Origin of the sequence: Microcoleus vaginatus FACHB-2002, assembly GCF_040004035.1 — a bacterium.
In the GTDB taxonomy this organism is placed as follows: domain Bacteria; phylum Cyanobacteriota; class Cyanobacteriia; order Cyanobacteriales; family Microcoleaceae; genus Microcoleus; species Microcoleus vaginatus_C.
Genome location: NZ_JAMPLN010000019.1, coordinates 83,818 through 108,896, shown reverse-complemented (window position 1 = coordinate 108,896; position 25,079 = coordinate 83,818). Strand labels below are relative to the sequence as shown.

Genomic DNA, 25,079 nt, shown 5'->3' with positions numbered 1-25,079 from the left:
TCGTTCCTGTTTACAGGATACCCCATCCTGGTTAAATACTTCCTCGATCTCGAAGTCCGCCTGCGCGGACTTCGTTTGTATAGTTGCGGTTTCAACCGCCCTATGCTCTTTTTACTGAGATTAACATATCGCGCTATGCTACCGTAGATACTTTTTCGTACTCTTCACTGTGTTTTTGCACTGCATCCCAAATATCAACCTTTTGCTGAAGATTAAGCCATAGTTGAGGGCCATTCCCTAACGCTTTCCCAATCCGAATTGCCATGTCTACTGTAATTGGTCTTTGACCTAAAACAATTTCGTTGACACTACGGCGGGATACACCAAGTATCTCAGCAAACCTGGTTTGAGTCATTTCAAGATCTTCAAGCACATCTGAAATGACCTCGCCCGGATGTACTGGTCTGACTTTCCTCCCTTGAATAATGTTTTGTATGTCTTTCATGCAATTCTCCTTACGCTTGAAGTTAAATTTTTAGATTTTGTTTTATGGGCTAGTGATAATCTTCGAGATCTATATCGTATGCGTTGTTATCCTGAAATGTAAAAGTTATACGCCAGTTACCTGATACTTTTATTGACCAAGTTCCCTGTCTATCACCTTTAAGCTCGTGTAAATCATAGCCTGGTATTCTAATATCATCTATAATTATTGCTGTATCTATTACTTCAAGTCTTGTTCTTATCCTTTTTTCAAGTTCTTTAGGAATTCCTTTTGTATTACCTTCCCTCAATAATCTTTCTAATGCTTTATTTTTAAAAGTTTGTATCATGTGAAATAATCCTTCAATCAAGGCTGAATATCCAGTTCATAGCACTTATATATTAATTAAAAGTTTTTGTAACCTTTGAGATTACTTTACTACTGTAACCTATGAGATTACAGATGTCAAGCCTAAAATGATTGCAAAAGCAAAAATCCCTCCCATCTACTAACAGGGCTGGATCTGGGAGAACGAAAAAGTGATCGTAGCGGCTGAGCTAAGCGGAGGGTGTTGGTGGTCAATGACGCTCCAAAACTGGATTCGATCGCAATAGGGGTACAATTAATCGTTAGATAGCAGTCTGAGCTAGAACATTTTAATAAAATCCTAAAAGAAGGACATCATCATGAACTCGACAGCCCCCTCTGAAAACGTCATCAATTGTTTGCACGTTATTTTGGATGCGACTGCATCGAAAAATTACGAGCTTTTTACCACAGTGGGCGATGCAGGCTACAAAGCGAGCATTACACAACAAATGTTTGACGATGTTAGCGAGCAGCTCGCTTCACGCCTGCAAAAGGGATATTCAATTACTTATTTTGGTGAGATAAAACAAGGTAATAGTCCGATTTATTTGTGGAAGCTGAGTTTTGAAGATGGTGGAGATGAATTTGTGGCACACATGACGATGAATGGAGACAAAGTTGCTGGGATTTTCATCGAATAACATATCTTTCTTGACACGGCGTTTCACTGAATCTAACGCCGATCGCCCACAACCGTTAATCGAAACCGATCGGGCGGCACAAATGTGATTCCCCGCCGCGCCGGACGAATTGGCCGATCGAGATTCGATACAAACTCACGCGAAGACAGCACCGTTGCTAAAACCAGCTTCATTTCAAACATCGATAACGCCATCCCGATGCAGCTTCGACTTCCGCCTCCAAACGGTAAAAATTCAGAGGCGGAAAACTTGCGCTCTAAAAAGCGATCGGGATTGAATTGAGCGGGATTTTCGTAGGTTTCAGGGCGACGGTGCGCCAAATAGACACAGGGGATTAAAATCGTTCCCGGTTGATATGTATAGCCTTCGAGTTCGATCGTCCGTTTCACCTTGCGCGGCTGCGAAATTAAGGCAATTGGATAAACCCGCAGCGCTTCTTTGCAGACTGCTGTTAAGTAGGGCGACTGCGAAAGCGCGATCGGATCGGGATTTTCCCCTAATTCATCCAATTCCTGCCGCAACCGAGCAAGGCATTCGGGAAACTGATGCAGCCAGTAAAACGCCCAAGTCAACGCCGATCCAGTGGTTTCATGTCCCAACAACAACAGCGTCATCAACTGATCGCGCAATTCTCGATCGCCGATGGATTCGCCGGTGTCGTCGCGGGCCATCATCAACACCGACAGAATATCCGTGCGAGACGAATCGAGAGAATGCGATCGCCTCTCGGCAATTTCCGCATAAATCAGCGAGTCAATCTGCGCCATCTGCTGCAAAAACTGCCCCCACGGACTCCAAGGCCCCAAATTTTGCTGCAAGGGCTCAAAGAAAAATTGTATCGAGTACAGCTCAGAGGTAATCGCCTCTAAAAGCTTGCTGAGCAATTGTTTCAGCCGTTCGTAGCGCTCTCCCGGCACTAATCCAAACACGACTTGCAAGATTACTTGCAGCGAAATTTCTGACATTTCTTCGCGGACTGCGATCGCATCTGGGGCTTTCCAGTCGATCGTCTGCTTTTTCGTCAAATCAACAATCAAATGCCCTTGACTGTGCAACTGTTCCCGATGCAGCGCGGGCATTAATAGCTGTCGCTGTCGCAGATGTCGCGGCCCTTCATTCATAATTAGGGATTCATTTCCCACCAGCGGGCGAAATACGTTGGTCACTTTGCCAAACTCAAAGGCATCGGCTAAGGTCGTAAACACCGCCTGAATCGCTTCTGGACTGCCCAGAAACACCACGGGGGGCGAAGAGGGCCCCAACACGCGGGCGGTAAATGTATCGCCGTATTTGGCAGAGTAGCGATCGAAAAATGCGATCGGGTCAGCTACCAGCGAAAGCGTTTGGAACAGAGCAGGAGAACGAGATCCGGTAGGCAGCGTCATTGAAAAACTGGCGATACACAATATTTCTAGTGTATTTTGACATACTCCGAAGTCCTCGATCGACCTTGCCGCCTTAAATTTATCTGCGATCGATTGCGAAGGCAAGTAGCAAAAATAGTAATGCTATCGGGATCGATCGCAGATTGTACGGCTAGCTTCCCAACCTAACATGACTGTTTTACGCTCTAGTCCCCAGCAATAGCCACCGAGTTCTCCAGATTCTCGAATGACTCGGTGACATGGAATTAGATAGCCAATCGGATTGTTACCGATCGCATTTCCTACAGCTCTAGCAGCAGTTGGGCGAGCTACCATTTGAGCTATACTCTGATAAGTGGCGATCGCACCAAAGGGCAATTGCAAAAGTGCTCGCCAAACTTGAATCTGAAAGTTAGTGCCTTTTACCAAGAGCGTTAGTGGTTTTTGCTCGCTGAAAGTTTCTGAATTGAAAATCAGGTCACGCAATGATTGAGTGGCTTGCTCATCACGAATGATTTCAGCGTTTTTCCATTCCAATCGCAGTCTTTGTGCAACGGTTTGTTCGTCTGTTGTCTCCAAGAAATAAAGATTACAAATACCACGGGCAGTTGTCGCGATTAGAGATTGGCCAAAGGGGGTATCATGAATGCCATAGCGAATTTGCAAACCTGCTCCGCCTGCTTTGAACTCCCCTGGTGACATTGCTTCCAAGGTGACAAATAAATCGTGTAATCGTCCGGGACTCGATAGCCTCACGTCCAATGTTAGGTCTAGAAGGCTTTTAGTCTGAGTGATTTTTGACTTGGCATATTCAACTGTCAGATATTGCAAAAACCGCTTGGGGCTAATGCCGGCCCATTGAGTAAATAGCCGTTGAAAATGATATTCACTCAGTCCTATGTGTTGGGCCACAGTTGCCAGATTGGGCTGGTTTAGGTGGTGTTGTCGCATAAAGGCGATCGCCCGAGCAATCCGGTGATAATCTTCGCTAGCATAGACACTCGCATTCTGCATCGAAATCATCTAGTGTAAGTCAAGGGAATTTTGATGTTTCCTCACTTTAGCCATAGACTAGGCTCAAAGCCACCCGTTTCTTGCGGTGAATCCAGTCAGTAGATTTTAGATTGAAGAGATTGAAGAGATTGAAGAGATTGAAGAGATTGAAGAAAGCTACCTCACCGATCGACCCGGGGGCTGGCGATGAGGATGAGCGAGCTTTTTTATCGATCCGCAGATGAATCGGGGGGCTTGTAACCAAATTGCTTCATTGTCAATCAATTAACCGAACTTTCGCCCTCACCCACCGCGCAACTGCGTCACCAAGTGAACTAATTCAGGTAAAATTAGCTTTTCCACAGCTAGTTTCACACCATTGCTAGATCCCGGAAGAGAAAAGACTAATTTGCCTTGATACACGCCTGCAACTGCGCGAGAGGCGATCGCCCTCGAACCAATTTCTTGATAGCTCAAAAACCGAAATATCTCACCAAATCCTGGTAAAATCCTGTCTAGCAAACTCTCCATCACATCATAAGTCGTATCTCGCGGAGCGATGCCCGTGCCGCCGTTAAAAATGATTGCATCCACATCTTCACGCTGGGAAAAAGCCTGCATTTGCAATACAATTTTGGCCGCATCATCTTTAACAACAGTGTAAGCTACCACCGAGTGACCCGCATCTTTTAGCAGCTTCTTAGTTAACAAGCCACTATTGTCGGTTTCAGCGGAGCGCGTGTCGCTAACAGTAATGATAGCGCAGTTTACGGTTATTTTAGATAAGTCGGGGTGAGGAATTTGCGTCATAGTTTCTTCTTCTAAGCAATCGGCAACCGGCAACCGGCGATCGGCTAATTACCAATTACCAATTACCAATTACCAACTACCCATTATGCCTTGCTAAATCCTAAACCGTTAGCTTCCGAGTAGCGTTCCATGAAACGCATAAATCGATCCCATTCGGCGGAACTTTTCATTATATAAAGAGCTTCCAAACCCGCAGGCTGACCGTTGATGAACTTAGCCTTAACCTCGCGAGTGAGGAGTTCGCCTTCGTCGTCGATCAGGTACATTCCAGTAATGTCTTCGGTACTGGTGCTGCTGAGAGCTTTGGGATTTTCAAAGAGAAACGTGGCAGTGCCTTGCTCTCCGCTTTTAGAACGGGTTAGGCGCACTTCGGGCACAACATCTTCGTCTATACCCCGAGAGAATTGAATTTTAGCCATAATCTGACAGTCGAACCTTAAGGATTGCTTAATTTCTTAATGTTTAATCATAAAACGATTCGGGTACTCGCAAATCAAGACTTGGGAGAGTGTGAGTGGGTGAGAGTGGGTGAGAGTGGGTGAGAACGAGGCAATCGGTGACAAGGGCGAGGGGATATGGGTTGGTTATTCTGAGATATTGCACCATTCTCAATAATCCTTTCAGGGCGGGCTCTTCGGCCCACCCCACAAGAAAATCTACTCTTTGTGGAACAGGCCCGAAAGCCTGTTCTTAAGAATGGTGCAAGAGGTGAGTTCTTTGTACCCCAAGTTATCCTCTGCCTTGTCTCCTAATTCCCTTAGACGATGTAGGGAGAGTTAATGGGCTCGGTTCGCTTTGTGGCTACCAGAGTTTGGTAGATGAGGGCGGATATCTCGCCACGGGTGATGTCGTGGGCGGGGGAAAGCTTTTCGCGCACGGGATAGTTGACCACGATTTTGCGCTCTGTGGCGGTTGCTATCTCGTCGGTGGCAAAACTGGGAATCTGAGCTCGATCGACATAAACGCTCAAAGAATTGGGGTTGCCCCCCGCCAACTGCAAGCCGTTTACCAAAGATACGATCGCCTGAACCCTAGTCAAATTCTGCTCCGGGCGAAACGTGCTGTCTGGATATCCAGCCAAAAACCCAGCTCGATTAGCTTGGTCGATCGCTCCCTTGGCCCAAAAATCCGGCGCCACATCTTTAAAAACCGTCGCCTCACGGCGCGGCACCAATTCAAACGCCTTCGCCAACATAGCCGCATACTGAGCTCTAGTTACAATCTCGTAAGGTTGAAAAGTGCCGTTGGGAAACCCGCTAACAATATTCATCTTTGCCAAGCGCTCGATAAAATCCTTGGCCCAATGCGTGCTGATGTCGCTGAACTTTAGCCCGCCTGGAGTCGGAGTTGGCGTCACATTGCCCCAATCAAATAAACCTTTCACCCGCGAAGAATTGAGTTGATTTCCCACCGCAAAAATCTTAACTCCAGTCGCATTTTGCAAGTCGAATTCGCCGTTATTCTGAAAGATATTGCCCCCCAAATCTTGAGCATTACCCATATCTGGCAAGGACTTCTCCACCGCAGTCAAACCGTCTTCGGTATTTTTTTCAATGCGATTATTGCGTAAAATTGGCTGAGATTCCCCCGCTAAAACGATACCGGAGCGATTTTCCAAAATTTGGTTATCAGCAATCAAAGGAGCCGACTGAGCTTGCAGAGAAATGCCGAAACCTGTCTTTTGAAAAATATTGCGCCGTATTACTCCCTTAGCAGTTCCCGCCATAATCACCCCAGCCGCAGAGTTTGCCACAAATATGTTGTCGAGAATCGCAGGATTAGCGCTGCCCGTGGCAAAAATGCCTTCGCGCTTGCATTGAGTGAAAGTGCAGTTAGCCACAGTCGGAGAAGTTGACTCAATCCAGACTCCCGTACCGCGACTATCGAGATTAGTAACAGTTACTCCGCGCAATTGGGAATTACTTGCTAGTAGTATGGTGATATTTTGGCCTGCGGCGGTGGGACTGACAAATTTGCCGCTGCCTTGAATCAGAATCCCTCTACCTTTGTTAGTTTCATTACCAATAACTTTTACTCCAGAGGGAATTTCCAAGGGGAATTTTTCGCCACTAGCAGCGCTGTAAGTTCCCGCTGCTAGCTGAATCGTAGTTCCCGATGCAGCGCGACCGATGATCGCGCGGGCTATAGTTTTGAATGGAGCCGATTGGCTACCGACTGCGGAATCGCTGCCTGTTTGCGGGTTGACGTAAAGTGTTGTCATGTTTTTGCCCAAGAGATAATTGGCGATCGAGCTTTTGTGCAATTTTCATTGTCTGCGAACTTGACCCCGGATCTATATTCACCTTTGATTGCGGAGATTATTTAATTGCACGATATCTGCAACATTACCTCTCAGGAGTGGCAACCGCAGGGGGATTGTCCCTACAAATCACTAAATTACTAATTTTAGCGTCTGAAACCGAGTTTTTTGCCTCCGGTTAAACCTAAAAACCAAAATTTTTAGTTAAGAAACCCGGTTTCTTCCTAGTTACCCGGATCTTCATGGGAACGCATATCCCAAGGCTCTGCCTCGCCTTAACTCCCAGCCTATTTCACAATACAAGACGCCTCCAAAACCACTAGAATTTCATTCTGAAAAACCGCACAACTTGTCATTGCTGAAGCTAAGGCTGGAATTTTCCCTTGTTCTAGAGAAAGCCTCGCCTCCGGTGTAGAATCAAATTGATTTAGCCAGCGATCATCCTTGACATACTGAAGAGTGAAAGCATTGCGATCGAGCATCCAAAAATCTACTCCATATTGATTAATAAAATTTTGCAATACAGCTCGATCGGGAGTGTATTGAGCGCGAATTAAATTGTTAAGTCGCTGTTGATATTTGCTGTAATAGCCTTTCTGATAAGGCACTGCATATTCCTTGGCCACCAGAACAGAACGCTGACTAAATGTTGGCAAGTGGTCAGTCTCTCCCGCTATTGAAGCAATCAAGATATCTTTAGGTTGTTGCTGAAAAAATTTGTACAAACCCGATATTTTACCTTCTACATACCCGACGGTGGGAAATTTTTCGGTCAAGCAGGGATAAAGGACAACGGCGATAGCGATAATCGCTGTCGTAATTAGTGCAACTAGGTTTTTTACATCAAATCTTGTTGCTGTTGTTGATGCCCAAAGACAGACTCCATCGATAATTAAAGTTAGGGCGATCGCAGTTATCAACACAACAATAAATCGCAAGCTGTAGGCAGTATAGCGACCTGGTTGATACAACTTAAAAATGGTAGCGTGAGCCGCTAAAAACATCGCCGAGGATGCTAAAAATAGCTGAAGCAAAAGCCACATTTTGCTTTGAATCTGATTTGCTAAGGGAAAAGCCGATCGCAAAAACAGCAGCAGCGGAAATAACAGCCCGACACAGTGAGTTACAGGCGTAAACAGCGACTTGGGAAACATCCCGCTGCCCCGCCCTGTCAACCAATAATCTTTAGGATTTGGACGAAAAAAAGCATTTCTGCCGCTGGGAACAAATTCGGCCATTTGCTTCGCTTCTGCTGCGGTATAAGTTGGGCCAAATTCAGAGTTATCTAAGGCATAGGGCAGCATTACTAAAAAGATTACTCCCAAACCTGTAGTGCAAAATAGGTAATTAGTTCGATCGCCCGACAAGCGCAAACCGCCGTTTTTCCAGCATAGCAGGCGCAAAACTAAAATTCCGGCAGCAACCAAGGCGTAAGGAGGATAGAATAGTCCGATCAGCGCGATCGCCCCCAAACAAGGCAGCAAGGAAGTGCGCGACAAATAATATAAAAAACCCAGAAATATCGGATAGATAAAAGCTCTTGGCGTTGTGGAAGCCAAATCGTCGGTCATCCACATATGCTGATTTAGCAGCAAAGATGCAATAAATCCAGTCATCGGCACTGGCAGCATTTCTAGGCACAGGCCAAAACAGTAATAAGTGGAGATTAAGCCGAGAAATAGCGGCAATATTTTGTGAAGAAATAGCGGATGAATGCCAACTGTTGCGGCTAATTTGTAGAGCGTGCTGTATCCTGCAGGGGCGACTGATTGAAAGTAATTAGCAATGAAATCGTTGGGGAATAATTCAGGATCGACAAACCGCATCATCCAGAAAACGTGCTGCCTCGCATCGTCTTGCACCATATACTCGGCGCTGAAGACTTGCTTGAGTCCTAAAATAGCATAAACTGCGGCAAATGTCAAGCTCAGAGTTAACCAAAATATTGTGTGCGATCGGGATTTTTCATCCACAGTCGCAGTCAGAAATTTATGCAAGCGGGCTATGAACATCGCAGTCAAAAAATGTCTTCAATAAAAGTTCGCAGCAGCGCTGAAGAACTACTACAAACAAATACTTTATATGAGATTCGCCTGCAAATGTCACTTTACTTTCAACTTCCCCCGATTTTAGATTATTTTCCAGCCCGCACGCCCGGAATTTTAAGCCGAATCCGATAAAGACTTTTACTTGCAGTAATATAAAGCGTTTTGCGATCGCTTTCTCCCCAAGCCAAATTAGTCGCAGTCTCAGGTACAGAAATCTTCCCCAAAAGCTTGCCATCCGGCGAGAAAATCCACACTCCCCCCGGCCCGGTGCTGTAAACATTCCCCTCTACATCAACTTTTAAACCGTCGGGAACCCCCCCTTGACTAGCGTCTTTTAACTCCGCAAAAAGCTGCTGGTTGGTAACAGTTCCGTCCGGTTTTACATCAAAAACCGCAATGTATCCCGCTTCCGAATTGTTGACATAAAGTTTTTGCTCGTCTGGTGAAAAAGCGATGCCATTCGGCAGCACCAAATCCTTAACCAGCAGAGTTAATTTCCCGTCTGATGCCAGCCTGTAAACACCGTAAAAACCCAATTCTTCCTGGTCTTTACTAACACCGTAGGACGGATCTGTAAAATAAATGCTGCCGTCGGATTTAACAACCAAATCGTTCGGACTGTTGAGCTTTTTTCCCTCGTATCTATCCGCCAATGTGATAACTTTGCCGTCTTTTTCAGTGCGGGATAGGCGGCGATTTTCGTGTTCGGCAGTAAGTAAGCGGTTTTCTTTGTCTAAAGTATTCCCGTTGGCTTTTCCCGAAGGGCGGCGAAATACCTCAACTTGCTGATTTGAGCCGAATTTATAGATAATATTGGCGGGAATATCGCTAAACAGCAAAAAGCCGTCTGGATGCCAAATCGGGCCTTCTATAAATTGGAAATCCCCAGCTAGTTTTTCTAATTTTGCGCTGTCATCGAGAATACGTTGCATGGTATTTTTTTTGTCCTGGCTTTCCGTTTGGGAGGTCAATTTGGTCAAATCAGATGTTAACTGGTTGGACAAATTGGTGTCCTTGAAAGGTTTTAACAGATGATTTTTGAAAAGCGTGTTGCTGAATGCTAGAGTCAAAACTATAAACAAGAGGCTGAGGGTAGCAATTTTGGCGATCATGTTTGCCTTGTTAATTGCATTGAGTGAGAGTCGTAGTAAAAGCGATCATACCGCACCTATATTACATTTATATTAAGAATACAAAATTGTGGCTTCCAACAGACCGCCGCGCGGATAACATAGTATAGCAATGTCCTTTAAATTTGCGATCGCCACCTGCTGACATTCCTGAAGTTAACACGCCGGAGCATGGATTAAAATCACAAATAATATCTAGCTATATGCTTGCTACCTTAGATATCAAACTACTAGGCGGATTCTGCCTTTCCTGTGCAGACAAGCCCGTTGTCGGTGTCACCACAGAGCGCCCGCAAGCTTTGTTGGCTTACCTGGTACTGCACCGCGATATCCCGCAAACCCGTCAGCGGCTTGCCTTTCAATTCTGGGCCGATTCAACCGAGGCCCAAGCTCGCACCAACTTGCGCCGGGAATTGCATCATTTGCGTCAGGGACTCCCCGATGCCGATCGCTACCTGCTGGCGGATGCCAAAACCCTGCAATGGAATCCCCATGCCTCTTTCGTGCTGGATGTGGCTGAGTTTGAACGGGCATTCGCCGCAGCAGAAGCAGCGGAACGAGCCGCAGATGTTAACGGTGCCAGAACAGCCTGGGAGCAAGCGATCGCGCTTTACGGCGGTGATTTGCTGCCGAGTTGTGAGGATGAGTGGATTTTTCCAGAGCGCGAACACCTGCGACAGAAATTGCTTCATGCGCTCGAATCTCTGACTCGCCTGTCGGAAGCTCAGGGTGATTATCGGGCTGCAATCCGCTCTGCACAGCGCTTACTGGAGATCGATCCGTTGCACGAAACCAGCTACGCAGCTTTGATGCGATCGCACCATTTGAACGGCGATCGCGCCAATGCACTGCAAGTCTACCACCGCTGCATGACTTTGCTGCGCGAGGAACTAGGAGTTGACCCTAGTGCGAGCACTCGCAAGCTCTACGAGCAACTGTTGCTGGAAGACGCAGCGCCCGACATTCAACCATCCTCTCACTCCGCCGGGCCGCCCCAAACGAATTTGTTTCCCTCGCCTGTGGCTTTGTCGCCTCTAGTGGGACGCGATCGCGAATGGGCATCGATTCAACAGTGGGCAAAGCCGATACTGCTTGCGAACTGCGGCGCGATCGCCAGCGCTGAGGCATCGCCAGTGCTCTTGCTCGCGGGCGAACCCGGAATCGGCAAAACTCGCTTGCTGGAGGAGCTGCGATCGGCGGCAGAGGCGGTGCAAGTGCTGTGGGGACGAGGATTTGCGGCCGAGATGGTGCGACCCTACGGCATCTGGATTGATGCCTTGCGATCGATCGTTATTCCCCCCGCCCTCAACATTCCGCCGGAGCTAGGTTTCTTGCTCCCAGAGCTCGCTCAACCTGGGAAAGCTCCGCCCGATCGCAGTCATTTGTTTGATGCGGTGGTACAATTGCTGGCTCAATCTGCCAGTGAGGCTGCATTAATCGTCATTCTGGATGACATTCAGTGGATCGATGAAGCCTCATCGGCCTTGCTACACTACGCCATCCGCTTGCTGAGTCATAAGCCGATTTTATTCGCCTGCACCGGGCGTTCCAGGGAACTAGAGGAGAATGCGGGCATCTCGCGGGTGGTGCAGGCACTCAGACGAGAGCGACGGCTGCTAACGCTGGAATTGCATCCTTTGGATCGACAACAAACGGCTGAATTGATTCGCAAACAGCCAGCGGTTAATCCGTTAGAACTCTCTCCAGAAGCGGTCGAGCGCGTATTTATCGATAGTGGGGGGAATCCCCTGTTTGCGCTGGAAGTTGCCCGCGCATTGTCCCAGGATCGGTCTACTCATGCTGATAATTTAGAGGCTTTGATCCGCGATCGCCTCCACCAATTGGATGACACGGCTCGCGAATTTTTGCCTTGGGCCGCTGCATTGGGGCGCAGCTTCAAACCGACAGCGGTGGCTCATGTGGCAGACTATCCGCTGCCCAAATTGCTCGCGGCGATCGAACAGCTCGAACAACAAACCATTATCCGTCCCAGCGCCTCTGTCGGTGACGAAATCGGCTATGACTTTGCTCACGATATTGTGCGTCAGGCTGTCTACCGGCAGTTGTCACAACCGCGCCGCCATTTGATCCATTTGCAAATTGCCCATAAATTGAATCAACTCTCCACACCAGACAACGCCTTGGCTGGCGATATTGCCCGTCACGCGGCCATCGGGGGCGATCGCGGATTGGCCGCGTCTAGCGCCTTGTCAGCCGCCGAACGCTGCTTGAAATTGTTTGCCTACGCGGAAGCATCAGAATTGGCTCAGCTTGGGATCGAGCAGTGTCAAGGACTTGACGATCGCACTCGCATTCAATTGCATTTAAAATTGTTGCGGGTTAGCGCGATCGCAGGCGTTACGGGCGATCGAGTTTGTCAACTCGACAGCGAGGTGCACCGCTTAATCGATGAAGCCAATGATCTAGGTTTAGAAGAAGCAGAAGCCACGGGACTTGAGGCATTGGTGATCCTGCATTTCGATCGCAGCAACTTCGCTAACGTTCACCAACACTCGCTGCGGGCAGCAGAGGTAAGTCGCGCATCCAGTCCAGCTACTGCCGTGCGATTGCTGGTATATAGCGGGTCTTGCTTGGCGGAAATTGGACGGGAAATGACGCGGGCAGAAGCATTGTTGCTGGAGGCGCAGTCCCTGGCGGGGAGAGTTGGCGCTAAAAACATCGGAATTGCCCAAGGGTTGGGGGCTGTAGGGCGCCATCACGGGAACTATGCCCAAGCGCGAACTCTGTTGCAACAGGCGTGGCAATTGGCCCAGGCCCAGCAGGATCGCTGGTGCGAGTTTTATAACCTCAGCTATTTGGCGATGACGGAACTGGAAGCGGGCGATCCGGCTGCGGCCTTGCCTTATTGTCAGGAAATGGCGATCGTCTCCGCGAAAATCCAAGGCGAAGGCAGTGAAGGTGCGGTGGCCAATGCGCTTTTAGCTTTAGCAAACTATCAGCTTCAGCAAATTGGTGCGGATGCTGCTTTGGAGCGGGCGATCGCGACTTTGCAACAGGTGGATGCCAAACGGATGCTGTCTTATGTGCTGATTGGGGCGGCTCAAGTGGATTTAGAGTGCGATCGACCTCTTTTGGCAACAGCCCGCGCTGAAGTTGCTTTAGAAGCCGCTCAGACGGTCGAGCATCCCAGCGAGATTGCTCTGGCTTGGGCGATTTTGATTCAGGGTGCTTTAGCTTTGGGCGATCGAGAAGGGGCGACTGCGCGGTTTGAATCGCTGCGAGATCGCATCGATCGTCCTGCGCTGAGTTTCCGCGCTTGCACCGAGGTCGAGCGGGCGATCGTGCTAATGCAGAAAATTCTCGAACAAAACCATTAAATTATCTTAAAGAGTTTCTGCTTCTTTCAATCATTTTCTTATCTAAGCTACAAGCTTAGCATAATCTCCTAACCATTCTGACTTGGGGTTCAATTCAAATTTCCTCACTTCTATCATCGCCAACAGCAAAATTTTCTTTTTCAATGCTTGTTTGCGATAAGCAACAGCCTCTTCTTCGAGTCTTACATAATTTTCCCAGGAAATATCTCTCAGTAAAGCTATCCCTAGATCTGTCTGCATTCGCTGTCTCCAGTTTAAATGATTTTGCAACAGGTTATCTAAGCTAGAGATAGGATGGTAAATTCGGATTTTTTTGCCATTTCGCCAGAAACCATAAGCAATACTATCTGTAATATTGACTTCTCGGTTAATATTCGCTAACTCCCATCTTTGCTCGAAAGCACTGAAAATAACCGCTTGTCTAGAAAATGATTCGCCATTTGCCTTGAAAACTTGACACACTTCAGCGTAGCAATAATGTTTTGGGTGAGCAAAACACCTGGCAAATGCGGGGTTAGCACCGGTTGTATAATCAATTAATTGAACAAACCCTAAACTTTCTAATTCTTGAGTTTGTCGATCCAACCAAGTAAAACTTAGCAAAGGATAGTCTTGCAAAATTGCTGGTGTATAATCGAATCGATCTGGTAAATTTCTCAAAATTTTTTCTTTGGTATCAGACAAAAACCACAGAAAGCAAAGGACTAGAAAAAAAGTAATTGTGCTTCCCATCTGCCATCCAAGCGCCAAAAAAGCTATGACAATTGTCAAGCCTGATGAAAGTAGGTAACTCCTGATTTGTGACCAGAAATTTTGCGTTCCTTCAGTTAATTTACTCATGTCCGATTCAAATAAAACGTGAAATCAAGATTTACTACCTGCCTGGATTACAACCTAGATTCCGCAAGTTGAGGAAGAAAGGAATGGTATTTTTATAGGATGAAATCTATAGCATCTACCATTAGAGTACAATATCTAGACGCCTGCGGTCTAGTCGCGGGAATCATCGACCAAATGGGTCTGCATGAATATCACTGGAATGACAGGTTTAACCGTAGCACAGATAGTCACGCTGAAAGCTCTGGGCGCTATAGAAAAAGGCGAAGTAGTTCAGGGGGCGACAAGCGCCCCAGAACCAAGATAAATAAGGGGTTGTAGGATAGAGATTGTTGCGTTTCACTTCGTTGAACCCAACCGACAGATCAACTATCAACTCTCAACTATTGAATTATGGCTCTTATCAAAGTTGAAACCGTTGCCGATCGACCCATAACCGCAGAAATGTTAGCTGATACGCGAGTTTTGGATTGTCTTGAGGCAAGAAATGGCACGTGGCGCTACTCTTTACTATCAGCCGATCGCCATCGCATGATTTGCACTTTTGAGGCACCAGATGCAGAGTCTGTCCGACAAGCTTATCGCCAAGCTGATGTTGGGTTTACCAAGGTTTGGACAGCCCAAGTTATTGAACCTGAAGGTGTGCCATCTGTATGGAACGAACCAATCCTCAAGCTGTTGGAGGGAAGCTATCCGAATGGCTTTACCGATGAAGAGTGGAAGGAAGCCCAGCGATTAATTTTACAGTGCTATCAGGAACGAGGTATTGAATGGGTGCGTTCCTATGCGTCGCAGGATAAAACTCGTGTGCTGTGGGAACTGAACGCGCCCGATGCGGAAGTGATTCGAGAAGCCCACCGTAAAGCTGGAATTCCCTTCGATTGCGTTTGGTCTGCGGAAGTTCTGAGACCTTGAATTCGTGCGGAGATCGCGCTTGGAGGCTTTGGGAACGCTTCGAGAACGCTTTCGGAACGCTTTCGGAACGATCGCCTCGTTAGATTGATATCAAGTTAAGCAAACAACCAGCAAATTAACTAATCCCTTTACACTTTAAGGAGAAATAAAATGGCTGAATTTAACCTTGGTACCTTGCCATCTAATAGTGCCGTAGTAGTTCCGCGCCGCACTATCAGTAATCTCAACAGCAAAGACACCTACAGTTTCCGTCTGGATAGCGATAAAAATATCAACCTTGGGCTGGTTGGTATGACCGACGATCTGAATGTTCAACTATTTCGCGATTTCAATGGCAATGGCTTAGTTGATGGTAACGATAAGCAAATTGCTATTTCCGATCGATTGCGTTTGGATGAAGTAATCAACTTGTCCTCAGCAGTTGCTGACGTTGATGCAGGCAATTACGTGGTGCAAGTCAATCGGAACCGTGCGTTCAACGATACTCCCTACAATTTGAGAGTATCGGCTGACGCGATCGGAACACCCAGCAAAGTCCTCGCCGTAGAAGATGATTTCGGTGCCGTCTTTTCCAACGACAAACCAAGAACTCATCAAGGTTCTGTGGGTAACACCGACACCACCGATACTATCCATCTGGCTGTCAATACCCAGGGATTTTATCACTTTGGTCTCAATAATCTCAGCGCTGATGCCGATCTCCGATTGATTCAAGACAAAAACAACAATCGCGCCGTCGATGCAGGTGAGGTAATTGGAAGTGTGGTTAAGCGAGGCACTATTTCCGAAGGATTTGTCCAAAACTTGGCTCCTGCAACTAACTACTATCTTCAAGCCTCTCAATTCACAGGTAACACTAATTACTCTGTTACCTTGACTCCGATTCCCAACTAGAAAGTCCTGGATGTAAAAACTTTATCTGTAGGGTGCACACTGTGCACCTTACCCTACCAATTGTTCGTTCAAATGACTTTAATTGAAGCCAGACAGCTATGACCGCAGTTTTATTACAAATCCGCAATCGCACCCTCTGTGGGGAGGAGATAGTTCCTCGACTTGCCAGCTACCAAATGCTGCCCCAATTATACCGCGAGAGCATCATTGATGAAGCCATCGCCCCCATCGATTGCACCGCTGAAGAAATCGTGAATGCCAGCCAGCAGTTCTACGAACAAAATCAACTGCTCGACCAAACCACACAGCAGCTTTGGCTAAAACAGCACGGGATGAGTCGGGATTTTTTAGAGACAGTTTTCATTCCGCGGCTGCTCAAAATTGAGAAATTCAAACACCAAAATTGGCATCACAAACTAGAGTCCTATTTTCTGCAACGCAAGCGATCGCTAGATCGAGTCATCTATTCTTTGATTCGGGTTAAAGAGGCAGAAATTGCGCGAGAACTCTATTTTCGGATTCAAGAAAAAGAGCAATCCTTTGCCGAACTGGCGCGCGAGTATTCCCAAGGCCCAGAAGCTCAAGTCAATGGGATTCTTGGCCCGGCGGAACTCGGCACAATCCACCCGAATTTGGCGCATCTGTTGGCGATAAGCCTGCCCGGTCAGCTTTGGCATCCTATCCCTGTAGAAGGATGGCTGGCGATCGTCAGATTAGAAACATTGATTCCGGCTCAGTTTGATTTAGCGATGCGTCAGCGTTTGCTCCGCGAATTGTTTGAAATTTGGGTGCAAGAACAGATAGGTGAAATGTTGAATTGACGGGCAGGAATCTGACGATCGTACCCCTGCCAAAATCAAATCTTCCCAATAGAAACTTTTGAATACCATCACTATTAAATTATGAAGACACAAACATTCGATCAAACCAAAGCAGAAGCATTCGCCCAACGGATGCTGGACATTCTCAACAGTGGCGCACTCGCAGTCATGATTTCGATCGGGCATCGCACCGAACTGTTTGACACAATGGCAGAATTGCCGCCCTCTACCAGTCAGCAAATTGCCGATGCTGCCGGATTGAACGAACGCTACGTGAGGGAATGGCTCGGTGCAATGGTAACGGGTCGCTTAGTGGATTATAATTCGATCGACAAAACCTACACTTTGCCGACAGAATATGCAGCATTCCTGACACGGGCTGCAGCTTCTGACAACATTGCCCCCTTTGCTCAATTCATTCCGGTGTTGGCATCGGTGGAAGATCGGATTATCGATTGTTTCTACAAAGGTGGCGGCGTACCCTACTCCGAGTTCAAACGTTTTCATGCCGTGATGGCAGAAGATAGCGGTCAAACCGTGGTATCTGCTCTATTTGACCACATTCTGCCACTGATTCCCGGACTTAACGAAGCGTTGGAAAAGGGTATTGAGGTGCTAGATGTCGGCTGCGGTAGCGGGCGAGCACTCAACAAGCTGGCGGTCGCCTTTCCGAATAGCCGATTCACAGGCTACGATTTTTCGGGAGAAGCCATCGCCACTGCCAACACCGAAGCGCAATTGCGGAAGTTAAATAATATCCAGTTTGAGGTGAAGGATGCCGCCACATTGGATGAGTGCGATCGCTACCATTGGATCACCACATTTGATGCAATTCACGATCAAGCCAGACCCGATATTGTACTCCACAACATCTACAAAGCTCTGCGTCCCGATGGTGTTTACTTGATGCAAGATATCCGCGCCACAACCGATGTCGGCGGTAATCTAGAGCATCCCATTGCGCCCTTACTCTACACCATTTCTTGTATGCACTGCATGACTGTTTCTTTAGCCTACGGCGGCATGGGATTGGGCACGATGTGGGGTCAAGAAAAAGCGCTGCAAATGTTGAGTGAAGCTGGGTTTAGCAGCGTTGAAATCAAGCAACTAGCCCATGATTTCCAAAACGACTATTATATCATCAAAAAGAGCTAAAATCATGTGCAAAATTTGTGCGATCGGTAAACACTTGCAGAAGAAAAAACAACTTAAATCCGGGTTGTTGGATACCAGCCAATTTTCGGTCTTCATCGATTTGAAACAATTGTCCTCCACACCGGAATTCAAATCTGCTAAACCACCTAACAATCCTCAGTCATCAGTTAAGCCCCTGGTTTAACACTCAGGGATTCTAATCAGGAAGATGTTAATCTCTCAACTGCTTATGTTGGTACGAATGCTTTCCTCCTTAACCCTGACTTAAGGCGAATAAAGTCTTCACTATGAACCTATTTGTAGTAAAGACTTTATTGCGTTCAACTTTCAAGCGGGAAATCAAACAAATAGCGCCGCAATACCAAGAACGATCGCACCGATACTCATGACAAAAGACCAGAAGCGGTGATAACTCTTAACCGTCGTACCGCTATCGCTTTCAAGCTGAATCAAATCCATCCAAGGTGCAACACCCCGGCGGAACCAACCCAAAGTCCTAACATCCATCCCAATCAAACTTTCAACTCGTTTCATGCCAAACAGAAAATTACCAATTGGCCCAAAGCGAGAAGCATAGCGCAGATAAATCATTCCCGTTCTATCTTGCAATTTCAAATCAGAACCGAAGGTATAACCCGCATCGCCACGACCAATTAATTCGCCTTGTAGTTGCGCCGGTTGACCCCGCAAAGGACTTGCATAAGGGTCAGACATTAAAGTTAAAACATCCAAATGTTCTGCTTGTTCGTAATTCGGGAACATCACCAAAGTCTTGAGTAAAATTCCCGTCCCTAAACCGATTAAGGGACAAGCAACCATCATCATCGGGTTTACAGCATACAGGGAAATGCCGATCGCAAAACCCACCGCTAACCCCAGAGTTTCTGCACTGTACAGCAGTAAATCGAACACAAAATTGCCGTACAATCTCCGCTTGCTCAAATCGTTGCCTTCGCCGACAATCCGGCCCATGTCAAACTCAATATCCAAGCCTAATTGTTCGGCATAAGTGCTCAAAGCGCGAACTCGTTTACCAGTCAGCGGGTGAGTCGAGTTCAACTCCATCCACCAACCCCACGGATTAAACATATCCCACAAAAACACTCGCCCAATCTTTTCTGCTTCCGAAGAAATCCGGTAAGCAGTGCCAGTAGATGTGGCAGCTTTGGCATCGTAAATGCCTAAAGCGCGAGTTCCTTCTAATAAGCGGCTGGGTTCGGTGGCTCTTTGTCCTTCTTCCAAAATACCGTAAGCAATTTTTACCAAAGCGCGAGACAAAGCATTGGGATTTCCGGTTGTTTCGGCTGCAAAATGGTCGGCAAAATATTCTCGCGTCCGCGACAAATACAGCAATAAATAAGTGCCAGCGATGTAAAACAAATAAGCAACAGCAGCTACCGTACCTGCAGCATCTTTAGCTTTGTCGCCACCACTTCGACCCATTCTTTGAGTTGTAGTGTAAATTAAATAAGTAATCTGCACCAAAGTCGAAGCTAAAGTCATTACTGCAAAGTCCCAGTGGACGATATGACCGAGTTCGTGGGCGTAAACAGTGGCAATTTCTTCGTCGTCTAAATAGGTGAAAAGACCTTGACTGACGACTAAGCGAGCGCTGTTTGGAAATGAACCGTAAGTAAACGCAGTAGGGTTTTGGTCGTCGATAATTCCTAAACGCGGCGGCTGGAGTTTTTTCTGCTTGCAAACCTTCTGAATAACTTTCGCTGTTTCGGGACTTAGGCTTTCAATTTCTGCTAGGGAAACCCAGCGGGTATTGTAGAGCCAATTTTGGCTTAAGTCCATCAAGTAAGGCGATAGGAAAAAAGCAGCGATGTTAAAAATCAGAGTTATCGGAAGTGCGATCGCCAATCCGGCGACTGGATCGGGACTGTTGAGAATCAAAACTGAGGCTAAAGATAGCGCTAACACCATACCAAACAGCAGGCTGATGGTGACGCCGGAAGCTAAAACGAGATTTCCGCCAGTTTTCTGTATCAGTTTAACGCCGGCTTTGGCGGCTCGCCCTGCCTTGCGTAAAGGGGCGTGAGATGACATAATACTCTCCAAAGGTTATTGACAAATGGAAATGACCGTGGGATTTTATCTATACTTCACTGTTTTAACCTGTTAATGCGGATTGCTGTAAGGAGTCTCAACAAAAATATAGAATTTCCTCTAGAATTGTTAAGACTGAAAACCGCCCCGAAATTTATTTGTGCGGATTCAATTCAACACTCAAAATTCAAAACCCAACAATCAAAACTATTTAAAAGTTACTGCCATGTCTATTATTGAAATTGCCCAAAAAACGCGCGTATCTGCTAGAAAATTGGCGGTTTTGTCCGCTGAGGTCAAAAATCAAGCTATTGAAGCTATAGCTAAAGCTTTAGAAGCTGCTGCGCCGGATATTGTGGCGGCGAATGCGGCTGACTGCAAGGCGGCTGAGGTGGATGGAATTGCGAAACCGCTGTACGATCGCCTCAAGTTGGATGAGAGCAAGTTGAAAAGTGCGATCGCGGGCGTGCGCGACGTTGCGAAACTCCCAGATCCCGTAGGTGTCGTGCAAATTCACCGTGAATTGGATACAGGATTAATTCTGAAGCGCATCACCTGTCCTTTGGGCGTTTTAGGCATTATTTTTGAAGCGCGCCCCGAAGCTTTAATTCAGATAGTATCCTTAGCAATCAAATCAGGAAACGGCGTTATTCTCAAAGGTGGCAAAGAGGCAGTCCGTTCCTGCGAAATATTGACAAAAGTGATACATCAAGCATTAGCAGAAACTGCGGTTAATCCAGAAGTCGTGCAGTTGCTGACCACGCGGGAAGAAACAATCGAACTGCTGAAAATGGATGAGTATGTAGATTTGATTATTCCCAGAGGTTCTAATTCCTTCGTGCGGTTCGTGCAGGAAAACACCCGAATTCCCGTCTTGGGACACGCCGACGGAATTTGTCATTTGTACGCAGACAAAGCGGCGGATCTTCAGAAAGCAGTAGACATTTCTGTCGATGCAAAAACCCAGTATCCAGCCGCCTGCAATGCCATTGAAACCTTGTTAGTTCACAGTGCGATCGCCCCCAAATTCCTGCCCGCTGTTGCCGAAGCTTTGCAGCAGAAAAAAGTCGAATTGCGGGGAGACGAAAAAACTCGCGCCATCCTACAAAATATTGCCGAAGCGACAGAAGCGGATTGGTCTACAGAATACAGCGATTTAATTTTGTCAATCAAAATAGTAGATTCTGTGGAAGAAGCAATTAATCACATCAATACTTACGGTTCTAGACACACAGATGTCATTGTCACCGAAGACAGCGAAGCGGCCGAAACTTTTTTAAATGGAGTCGATGCGGCAGGAGTTTATCACAATTGTTCGACTCGATTTGCCGACGGTTTCCGCTACGGTTTCGGTGCAGAAGTGGGGATTAGCACGCAGCAAATGCCGCCTCGCGGGCCTGTTGGTTTAGAGGGGTTAATTACCTATAAGTATCGAGTTGTTGGAGATGGTCATGTTGCCGCGAATTATGTAGGGAAAGATGCTAAGGAATTTACGCATCGAGATTTGTAAGACAAGATTTACGCAACTGGCATAATTAGTATGGTGGGTCAGAATTCTATGCCCTGAATAATCACCCTAGAACTGAGTTTGACCCACCATACAACTGGATAGAAGTGTGACACTTACCTAAGTCCCGATTATGACAGAAAATCCAAATCAACCCAGAGAATACGATGCTGTCCTAGGCGGTGAATCTCAAGTGGCATTGTCTGCGGCCGTTTTAGGCGGGATTCCCGGCGTTAAAAGTCGGTTAGCTTCTCCCATTGTTGAGGTAAAAATTGCTGCACTGTCTGAAGCACTAAAATATGGAGATGCAGGTTTAGATTTAATAATTCGGGCACTGCAAGATGAATCAATTGCGGTGAGATTTGCAGCCTATTCGCTGCTGAAGGATAGAGATGAACCAAATCTAAAACAGCAGTTCCAAAAATATTTGCCTACTTTTGAGTTTGATGTAATAACAGTAAATGCTCAAGGAAAAGAAAACAGTCGCCACCGTCATTATGCTCACTTCTTCCCTGAAGACTTAGGGAATGGAAGTGTACTGGAAATGGTTTATATTCCCGGCGGCACATTTATGATGGGTTCCCCAGCAACAGATAAATATAGAAGAGATAATGAAAGTCCGCAGCATCAAGTGACAGTACCTGCTTTTTTTGCAAGCAAATATTCCATCACCCGAGCACAGTGGCAACCACTGATGGGAAACAACCCATCGTGGTTAAATTTTGAAAAACGTCCTGTAGAAGTATCGTGGGATGAGGCCGTCGAATTCTGCGATCGACTCTTGCAACAAACCGGGAAAAAATATCGCCTCCTGAGTGAAGCAGAATGGGAATATGCCTGTCGTGCGGGTACAACAACCCCCTTTCATTTTGGGGAAACCATTACTCGGAAATTAGTCAACCATGAGGAACACTGCCCCGGATACCCCGACGACATACCACTCCACTCGAAACAACCAACCGATGTCGGGAGTTTTCCCCCCAATGCCTTTGGACTGTACGATATGCACGGCAATGTTTGGGAATGGTGCAGCGATAGGTGTCACGAAAACTATAACGGCGCACCAACTGACGGAAGTTCCGGGGAAACCACAAATAATTACCGAGTGATGCGTGGGGGCGACTGGGGTAGCTTGGCGGGCGTTTGCCGCAGTGACTATCGCTGCTTGGTCTCGGAGGATAGGAGGGGGTACGGGGGTTTCCGCGTAGCGGTTTCTTCCTCGTCCTAGTTTTCCCGGCGAGGACTCTTCTCTACCCTTTTACCCTTTGCACTTTTTCCTTTTCCATGAAGACCGGAGGGCGATCGAAATCGAATTGTACCTAAATTTTAAAATAGAAAGCTGTTAGAAGCTTTCAAAGAGCATAAGTTAGCAGAAAAAGCAGGTAAATAAGCGCGATCGCAGTGGGGATGATTTTAAGAGTGCGCTGTTATATTATTGTTTGTTTCCGACATACATGGCTGGTAAAACCCACCCAATAGCCTGTAGATACTGCATCTTAAGCAAAGTGTCTCTTCTCCTTCATCCATCCCAAAAAAAGCGATCGCCCTGACATTCAAACAAACTTAGCTACAATAAGCTATACTGTGCTCGGCGACTCCCCAACTCGAACAATTTTCCGTTGTTTATGTCTAACTCCTCCCTCCTCGCCCCCGGTTCGACTCTCGAAAAACGCTACCGCATTCTCCGCGAATTAGGCCGCGGTGGCTTCGGGCGCACTTACCTCGCCGAAGACATCAACCGCTACAACGAACATTGCGTGCTCAAAGAGTTTTCTCCGGTAGTTCACAGCCCCAAAGCCGCCGAATTGTTCGATCGCGAAGCGAGTATGCTTTACCACCTCCAACACCCGCAAATCCCCAGGTTTCGAGAACTCCTGCGAACGGATTTGGGCGGCAATCAATCTTTATTTTTAGTCCAAGATTATATCAAAGGTCAAACCTACGAAGAAATATTGATATCGCGCCAGCAGCAAGGTAAAAATTTTACCGAAGCCGAAGTTACTCAACTGCTATTTCAGCTTTTACCCATTTTAGAATACATCCACTCGAAAAATTTAATTCACCGCGATATTTCCCCGGATAATATTATTCAGCATGATGCTGACAAACTGCCATTTTTAATTGATTTCGGTTCTGTCAAACAAATCGCAGCAAATGCCGTAGTTCAGTTTAACGGACAATCGGATACGGCGATCGGCAAACAGGGTTATTCGCCAGCCGAACAAATGCGGCTGGGGAAAGTTTCTGCTGCTAGCGATTTGTACGCTTTAGCCGTCACGGCTTTGGTACTGCTAAGCGGCAAAAAGCCTCAAAAATTGTACGATATCAATAATAAAACTTGGGATTGGCGATCGCACGTCAGTGTCAGCTCAAATTTAGCCACGGTATTGGATCGGATGTTAGCAGAACAACCGGGCGATCGCTACCAATCTGCAAAAGCAGTCCGCGAAGCACTCAAAGATCCAAAACTCTCTCACATTGGCAGTATAATTTCCCAAATGGTGACAATGAACTTTGTCGGCCGCCCCTTCAAAAACACCACTCAAAGTGCTACCAGCAATCATACTCCTGTTCACCAAAATCCTCAAATTGTTAACCACAACAGTACATTCAAGTTAATTCCTTGGAAAACCCTAGGCAGTTTAAGTGTCATTTTGGTGCCGGGAATTTTAGCTTTTAGTGTAGTCAAATCTGGTTTCACGTTTCCCAAGTTGCCGGATTTACCTAAATTTTCTTCGCGCCAGCAACCTCCCGATACATCCTTAGAGCAAGCAGAAATAATTCGTCAAGAAAAGATTGGTAAACGGCGCAAAAATCTCAACATTAATCAAGATATTTTCTATCAAAAAGTGGATGAATTATATTACAATAAATATCCCCAATTCCAAGGTCGTACCTTGACAGAAAAGCCAGAAGATGCTGAAATTAGGCGGAAATGGTATGAAGTTGCTGAGGATTTATTGGACAAGTTGGAGAAAGGAGGAGAGTTGTGAAATTTAAGATAGAATAAGAGTGATTGAACCGCAGAGGGCGCAAAGAGCGCAGAGGGAGAAGGAAAAAGCTAAAAAAAGAGAGGGAAGAGAAAGAGAACTTTATCTGGTTTAATACAAATTGGTATAGATAACGCACTTTTAGTTTATTGCAAAATGGATTCTATTCAACTTACAGGAATTCGCTGTTACGGATATACGGGCTATCTTCCGGAAGAGCAAGTTTTGGGGCAGTGGTTTGAAGTGGATGTTACTCTCTGGCTGGATTTATCGCAAGCTGGAAAAAGTGATGATATTCAACATACTCTTGATTACCGCAGCGCAATTACTCTGATTCAAAAGCTAGTCCAAGAGTCGAAGTTTTTATTAATCGAACGCCTAGCAGATACTATTGCTCAAGCGCTTTTAGAACTACCGTTAGTCGACAAAGTCAAATTACAACTCTCAAAACCTGCCGCCCCTATCCCTAATTTTGGTGGCAGAATTACTCTAGAAATTACTAGAAGTCATTAGTCAATAGTCATCAGTCAT

The 25,079-nt window shown here is 46.5% G+C and carries 22 protein-coding genes; 11 read left to right on the top strand and 11 right to left on the bottom strand.

Annotated elements, in window-relative coordinates; all coding sequences use genetic code 11:
- Positions 1-133 precede the first annotated feature (133 nt).
- A complete protein-coding gene (locus NDI35_RS17420; protein WP_190743612.1) occupies positions 134-445 on the bottom strand; it encodes a HigA family addiction module antitoxin in 312 nt (103 codons plus the stop codon).
- A gap of 49 nt (positions 446-494) precedes the next feature.
- Complete coding sequence (locus tag NDI35_RS17415; protein ID WP_445313836.1) at positions 495-773, bottom strand: type II toxin-antitoxin system RelE/ParE family toxin; 279 nt, start codon at positions 771-773, stop codon at positions 495-497.
- A 337-nt stretch (positions 774-1,110) separates the two neighbouring features.
- On the opposite strand from NDI35_RS17415, the gene NDI35_RS17410 reads away from it, so the two are divergent.
- On the top strand, positions 1,111-1,434 hold the full coding sequence (locus NDI35_RS17410) for a hypothetical protein (RefSeq protein ID WP_445313835.1): 324 nt from the start codon (positions 1,111-1,113) through the stop codon (positions 1,432-1,434).
- Positions 1,435-1,466: 32 nt separating this feature from the next.
- On the opposite strand, the gene NDI35_RS17405 is transcribed toward NDI35_RS17410, so the two are convergent.
- The 7 genes from NDI35_RS17405 to NDI35_RS17375 all read right to left on the bottom strand — a co-directional run bounded on the left by NDI35_RS17405 (position 1,467) and on the right by NDI35_RS17375 (position 9,841).
- Positions 1,467-2,819, bottom strand: a complete 1,353-nt coding sequence (locus NDI35_RS17405) for a cytochrome P450 (protein WP_445313834.1) — start codon at positions 2,817-2,819, stop codon at positions 1,467-1,469.
- Between the two features lie 123 nt (positions 2,820-2,942).
- Positions 2,943-3,812: a methylated-DNA--[protein]-cysteine S-methyltransferase gene (locus NDI35_RS17400; RefSeq protein WP_445313833.1), complete on the bottom strand. Its 870-nt coding sequence runs from the start codon at positions 3,810-3,812 to the stop codon at positions 2,943-2,945.
- Positions 3,813-4,094: 282 nt separating this feature from the next.
- Entirely contained in the window at positions 4,095-4,601 is a 507-nt protein-coding gene (locus NDI35_RS17395) for a MogA/MoaB family molybdenum cofactor biosynthesis protein (protein WP_006632696.1), read from the bottom strand.
- Between the two features lie 83 nt (positions 4,602-4,684).
- Positions 4,685-5,020: a photosystem II reaction center protein Psb28 gene (gene psb28, locus NDI35_RS17390; protein ID WP_333070859.1), complete on the bottom strand. Its 336-nt coding sequence runs from the start codon at positions 5,018-5,020 to the stop codon at positions 4,685-4,687.
- 338 nt (positions 5,021-5,358) lie between these two features.
- The gene (locus NDI35_RS17385; RefSeq protein WP_445313832.1) at positions 5,359-6,822 is read right to left on the bottom strand and encodes a DUF1565 domain-containing protein; all 1,464 of its coding nucleotides are present in this window, start codon (positions 6,820-6,822) and stop codon (positions 5,359-5,361) included.
- Between the two features lie 326 nt (positions 6,823-7,148).
- Positions 7,149-8,873: a hypothetical protein gene (locus NDI35_RS17380; protein WP_445313831.1), complete on the bottom strand. Its 1,725-nt coding sequence runs from the start codon at positions 8,871-8,873 to the stop codon at positions 7,149-7,151.
- 122 nt (positions 8,874-8,995) lie between these two features.
- On the bottom strand, positions 8,996-9,841 hold the full coding sequence (locus tag NDI35_RS17375) for an SMP-30/gluconolactonase/LRE family protein (protein WP_445313830.1): 846 nt from the start codon (positions 9,839-9,841) through the stop codon (positions 8,996-8,998).
- A gap of 401 nt (positions 9,842-10,242) precedes the next feature.
- Here NDI35_RS17375 and NDI35_RS17370 point away from each other — a divergent pair, with 401 nt between their 5' ends.
- Positions 10,243-13,377: an ATP-binding protein gene (locus tag NDI35_RS17370; protein WP_445313829.1), complete on the top strand. Its 3,135-nt coding sequence runs from the start codon at positions 10,243-10,245 to the stop codon at positions 13,375-13,377.
- 42 nt (positions 13,378-13,419) lie between these two features.
- On the opposite strand, the gene NDI35_RS17365 is transcribed toward NDI35_RS17370, so the two are convergent.
- Positions 13,420-14,037: a hypothetical protein gene (locus NDI35_RS17365; RefSeq protein WP_445313828.1), complete on the bottom strand. Its 618-nt coding sequence runs from the start codon at positions 14,035-14,037 to the stop codon at positions 13,420-13,422.
- Between the two features lie 570 nt (positions 14,038-14,607).
- Between NDI35_RS17365 and NDI35_RS17360 the strand changes: the two genes are divergently transcribed.
- The 5 genes from NDI35_RS17360 to NDI35_RS17340 all read left to right on the top strand — a co-directional run bounded on the left by NDI35_RS17360 (position 14,608) and on the right by NDI35_RS17340 (position 18,183).
- Positions 14,608-15,129 (top strand): DUF4242 domain-containing protein, encoded by a 522-nt coding sequence (locus NDI35_RS17360; RefSeq protein ID WP_445313827.1) that lies wholly within the window; start codon positions 14,608-14,610, stop codon positions 15,127-15,129.
- 150 nt (positions 15,130-15,279) lie between these two features.
- Entirely contained in the window at positions 15,280-16,023 is a 744-nt protein-coding gene (locus tag NDI35_RS17355) for a hypothetical protein (protein WP_445313826.1), read from the top strand.
- A 98-nt stretch (positions 16,024-16,121) separates the two neighbouring features.
- Positions 16,122-16,844, top strand: coding sequence for a peptidylprolyl isomerase (locus NDI35_RS17350; protein WP_445313825.1), 723 nt, complete (start codon positions 16,122-16,124; stop codon positions 16,842-16,844).
- Positions 16,845-16,925: 81 nt separating this feature from the next.
- Entirely contained in the window at positions 16,926-17,999 is a 1,074-nt protein-coding gene (locus tag NDI35_RS17345; RefSeq protein ID WP_445313824.1) for a class I SAM-dependent methyltransferase, read from the top strand.
- Positions 18,000-18,003: 4 nt separating this feature from the next.
- Positions 18,004-18,183 carry a hypothetical protein gene (locus tag NDI35_RS17340; RefSeq protein WP_445313823.1) on the top strand — a complete coding sequence of 60 codons (180 nt, stop codon included), beginning with the start codon at positions 18,004-18,006 and terminating at the stop codon, positions 18,181-18,183.
- A gap of 155 nt (positions 18,184-18,338) precedes the next feature.
- Here NDI35_RS17340 and NDI35_RS17335 read toward each other — a convergent pair whose 3' ends face one another.
- Positions 18,339-20,051, bottom strand: a complete 1,713-nt coding sequence (locus tag NDI35_RS17335; RefSeq protein ID WP_445313822.1) for a zinc metalloprotease HtpX — start codon at positions 20,049-20,051, stop codon at positions 18,339-18,341.
- A 226-nt stretch (positions 20,052-20,277) separates the two neighbouring features.
- Between NDI35_RS17335 and NDI35_RS17330 the strand changes: the two genes are divergently transcribed.
- From NDI35_RS17330 to folB, 4 genes are all read left to right on the top strand, one after another.
- On the top strand, positions 20,278-21,561 hold the full coding sequence (locus NDI35_RS17330) for a glutamate-5-semialdehyde dehydrogenase (protein WP_445313821.1): 1,284 nt from the start codon (positions 20,278-20,280) through the stop codon (positions 21,559-21,561).
- A gap of 130 nt (positions 21,562-21,691) precedes the next feature.
- Complete coding sequence (locus NDI35_RS17325; RefSeq protein ID WP_445313820.1) at positions 21,692-22,786, top strand: formylglycine-generating enzyme family protein; 1,095 nt, start codon at positions 21,692-21,694, stop codon at positions 22,784-22,786.
- A gap of 397 nt (positions 22,787-23,183) precedes the next feature.
- Positions 23,184-24,551 (top strand): protein kinase domain-containing protein, encoded by a 1,368-nt coding sequence (locus NDI35_RS17320; protein ID WP_445313819.1) that lies wholly within the window; start codon positions 23,184-23,186, stop codon positions 24,549-24,551.
- Positions 24,552-24,704: 153 nt separating this feature from the next.
- Positions 24,705-25,061, top strand: coding sequence for a dihydroneopterin aldolase (gene folB, locus NDI35_RS17315; RefSeq protein ID WP_445313818.1), 357 nt, complete (start codon positions 24,705-24,707; stop codon positions 25,059-25,061).
- The last annotated feature ends 18 nt before the right edge of the window (positions 25,062-25,079 follow it).

What these genes read in the sequence shown, in the direction of transcription:
- folB (WP_445313818.1), top strand. Translation starts at nt 24,705, where the DNA reads ATGGATTCTATTCAACTTACAGGAATTCGCTGTTACGGATATACGGGC.
- NDI35_RS17410 (WP_445313835.1), top strand. Translation starts at nt 1,111, where the DNA reads ATGAACTCGACAGCCCCCTCTGAAAACGTCATCAATTGTTTGCACGTT.
- NDI35_RS17320 (WP_445313819.1), top strand. Translation starts at nt 23,184, where the DNA reads ATGTCTAACTCCTCCCTCCTCGCCCCCGGTTCGACTCTCGAAAAACGC.
- NDI35_RS17335 (WP_445313822.1), bottom strand. Translation starts at nt 20,051, where the DNA reads ATGTCATCTCACGCCCCTTTACGCAAGGCAGGGCGAGCCGCCAAAGCC.
- NDI35_RS17350 (WP_445313825.1), top strand. Translation starts at nt 16,122, where the DNA reads ATGACCGCAGTTTTATTACAAATCCGCAATCGCACCCTCTGTGGGGAG.
- NDI35_RS17330 (WP_445313821.1), top strand. Translation starts at nt 20,278, where the DNA reads ATGTCTATTATTGAAATTGCCCAAAAAACGCGCGTATCTGCTAGAAAA.
- NDI35_RS17415 (WP_445313836.1), bottom strand. Translation starts at nt 773, where the DNA reads ATGATACAAACTTTTAAAAATAAAGCATTAGAAAGATTATTGAGGGAA.
- NDI35_RS17405 (WP_445313834.1), bottom strand. Translation starts at nt 2,819, where the DNA reads ATGACGCTGCCTACCGGATCTCGTTCTCCTGCTCTGTTCCAAACGCTT.
- NDI35_RS17370 (WP_445313829.1), top strand. Translation starts at nt 10,243, where the DNA reads ATGCTTGCTACCTTAGATATCAAACTACTAGGCGGATTCTGCCTTTCC.
- NDI35_RS17325 (WP_445313820.1), top strand. Translation starts at nt 21,692, where the DNA reads ATGACAGAAAATCCAAATCAACCCAGAGAATACGATGCTGTCCTAGGC.
- NDI35_RS17420 (WP_190743612.1), bottom strand. Translation starts at nt 445, where the DNA reads ATGAAAGACATACAAAACATTATTCAAGGGAGGAAAGTCAGACCAGTA.
- NDI35_RS17385 (WP_445313832.1), bottom strand. Translation starts at nt 6,822, where the DNA reads ATGACAACACTTTACGTCAACCCGCAAACAGGCAGCGATTCCGCAGTC.
- NDI35_RS17375 (WP_445313830.1), bottom strand. Translation starts at nt 9,841, where the DNA reads ATGCAACGTATTCTCGATGACAGCGCAAAATTAGAAAAACTAGCTGGG.
- NDI35_RS17400 (WP_445313833.1), bottom strand. Translation starts at nt 3,812, where the DNA reads ATGCAGAATGCGAGTGTCTATGCTAGCGAAGATTATCACCGGATTGCT.
- NDI35_RS17345 (WP_445313824.1), top strand. Translation starts at nt 16,926, where the DNA reads ATGAAGACACAAACATTCGATCAAACCAAAGCAGAAGCATTCGCCCAA.
- NDI35_RS17360 (WP_445313827.1), top strand. Translation starts at nt 14,608, where the DNA reads ATGGCTCTTATCAAAGTTGAAACCGTTGCCGATCGACCCATAACCGCA.
- NDI35_RS17355 (WP_445313826.1), top strand. Translation starts at nt 15,280, where the DNA reads ATGGCTGAATTTAACCTTGGTACCTTGCCATCTAATAGTGCCGTAGTA.
- psb28 (WP_333070859.1), bottom strand. Translation starts at nt 5,020, where the DNA reads ATGGCTAAAATTCAATTCTCTCGGGGTATAGACGAAGATGTTGTGCCC.
- NDI35_RS17380 (WP_445313831.1), bottom strand. Translation starts at nt 8,873, where the DNA reads ATGTTCATAGCCCGCTTGCATAAATTTCTGACTGCGACTGTGGATGAA.
- NDI35_RS17340 (WP_445313823.1), top strand. Translation starts at nt 18,004, where the DNA reads ATGTGCAAAATTTGTGCGATCGGTAAACACTTGCAGAAGAAAAAACAA.
- NDI35_RS17395 (WP_006632696.1), bottom strand. Translation starts at nt 4,601, where the DNA reads ATGACGCAAATTCCTCACCCCGACTTATCTAAAATAACCGTAAACTGC.